The sequence below is a fragment of the Yoonia sp. SDW83-1 genome (assembly GCF_046762885.1).
GTDB lineage: Bacteria > Pseudomonadota > Alphaproteobacteria > Rhodobacterales > Rhodobacteraceae > Yoonia.
The window spans coordinates 1-1,917 of the sequence record NZ_JBKQXO010000041.1 but is presented as its reverse complement, the minus strand read 5'-3'; the positions used below and the strand labels follow the sequence as shown (position 1 = coordinate 1,917).

General features: G+C 54.7%; 1 protein-coding gene and 3 pseudogenes. 3 read left to right on the top strand and 1 reads right to left on the bottom strand.

Annotated features, from left to right (window positions below):
- From ACFWW4_RS22635 to ACFWW4_RS22625, 3 genes and pseudogenes are all read left to right on the top strand, one after another.
- Nucleotides 1-94: pseudogene (locus tag ACFWW4_RS22635) on the top strand (integrase catalytic domain-containing protein); the annotation flags it as partial.
- Nucleotides 71-214 (top strand): ATP-binding protein, encoded by a 144-nt coding sequence (locus tag ACFWW4_RS22630; protein WP_411892901.1) that lies wholly within the window; start codon nt 71-73, stop codon nt 212-214. The pseudogene ACFWW4_RS22635 and the gene ACFWW4_RS22630, both read left to right, overlap by 24 nt.
- Nucleotides 215-258: 44 nt before the next feature.
- Nucleotides 259-1,389, top strand: a pseudogene (locus ACFWW4_RS22625) (IS3 family transposase).
- Nucleotides 1,390-1,428: 39 nt separating this feature from the next.
- Here the strand turns inward: ACFWW4_RS22625 and ACFWW4_RS22620 are convergent.
- A pseudogene (locus tag ACFWW4_RS22620) lies at nt 1,429-1,917 on the bottom strand (transposase); the annotation flags it as partial.

Sequence of the window (1,917 nt, the reverse complement as noted above, 5' to 3'; positions counted from 1 at the left end):
ACGTCTGCTCAGCGATAACGGTTCAAGCTACGTCTCAGGGGATCTGGCTGAATGGTTGCAAGACAAGGGCATGAAGCATTCTCGCGGTGCGCCGTGGTATGAGTTTATTGGTGACCCACTGCTAGCAGATGCATTCATGGATCGCATCCGAAGTCGGGCTCATCTTCTCCAGTTGAAGGGAAAATCGTTGCGATGTGGACCTGTCGCGGTTTGATGCCGCTCCTTTGATAGCATTTAGTGCAACAAAGGAGACTGACTATGGGACTGAAACGGACGGACGAATTCCGGCAAGATGCGGGGCGGATTGCGCTGACCAGTGGACTGACGCGCAAGCAGGTGGCTGATGATCTCGGTGTCGGGATGTCGACGCTGAACAAGTGGATCACGGCGCATCGAGACATTGATGTCGTGTCGAAAGAGGATTTGAGCCTCGCCCAAGAGAATGACCGACGTCGGCGCGAGAACCATATCCTCAAGGAGGAGCGGGACATCCTAAAAAAAGCAACGCAGTTCTTCGCGAGCCAAAAGCCGTGAGGTTTAGGTTTGTCGAAGAACACCGGGATGTGTTTCCGGCAGCGCGCCTGTGTCAGATTATGGATGTCAGCATGCGCGGTTTACGTGCGTTCCGCAGTCGGCCAGCCAGCCGCAGGCAGCGATCTGATATGGTGACGTTGGCGCACATCAAAGAACAATCGCGTCTCAGCCTGGGCAGCTATGGCAGGCCACGAATGACCGAAGAGCTGAAAGAGATCGGTCTGAACATTGGCCATCGACGTGTTGGCCGTTTGATGCGTCAGAACGGCATATCGGTGGTGAGAACGCGGAAACATAAAGTCACAACGGATAGCAATCACAAGTTCAACATTGCTCCAAACCTGCTGGATCGCGACTTTGTGGCAGAGCACCCGAACCGGAAATGGGCTGGTGACATCAGTTACGTTTGGACCCGCGAGGGCTGGTTGTATTTGGCTGTGATCCTGGACCTGCATTCCAGACGGGTCATCGGCTGGGCAGTGAGTAATCGGATGAAGCGCGATCTGGCAATCCGGGCGCTAAACATGGCCATCTCCTTCAGGGCACCGCCTAAGGGCTGCATCCACCACACGGACAGGGGGAAGCCAATATTGTTCCCACGATTATCAGAAGATCCTGCGCCATCACGGCTTCGAAGTGTCGATGAGTGGCAAGGGCAATTGCTATGACAACGCCGCCGTTGAGACCTTCTTCAAAACCATCAAGGCTGAGCTGATCTGGCGGCGATCATGGGAAACGATGCGGCAGGCTGAAATGGCGATCTTCGAATACATCAACGGCTTCTATAATCCGCGCCGCCGCCATTCAGCACTGGGTTGGAAAAGCCCAGTCGCTTTCGAACGGAAGGTGGCTTAAACGAGCACCGGAGGCGGCACGAAACCGCGACAGGTCTAATGCGGCGTGCTGGCGGTGATGCAAGCGTCGCGCTTCGAGTGTTTTTCGTTTGATCCTTTCGCGTTGTTTTGGAATGGCTTTGTCACGCCCGAAGTAGACGTCTGCGGGTGTGACGTTGTTGATGCTCTCGTGATAGCGCTGATGATTGTAGTGATCGACGAAGGCTTCGATCAGAGCTTCAAGATCGCCGGGCAGGAAGTAGTTTTCCAACAGGATGCGGTTCTTGAGAGTTTGGTGCCATCGTTCGATCTTGCCTTGGGTTTGCGGATGATACGGCGCTCCGCGAGAGTGCTTCATGCCCTTGTCTTGTAGCCATTCAGCCAAGTCGCCGGAGACATAACTTGAGCCGTTGTCGCTGAGCAGTCTTGGCTTGTGAACGCCGTGAACTTGGTCGCAGCCAGACGCCTGCAATGCGAGGTCCAGTGTATCCGTCACATCTTCAGCCTTCATGTTGGTGCAGAGTTTCCAGGAGACGATGTAACGGCTGTA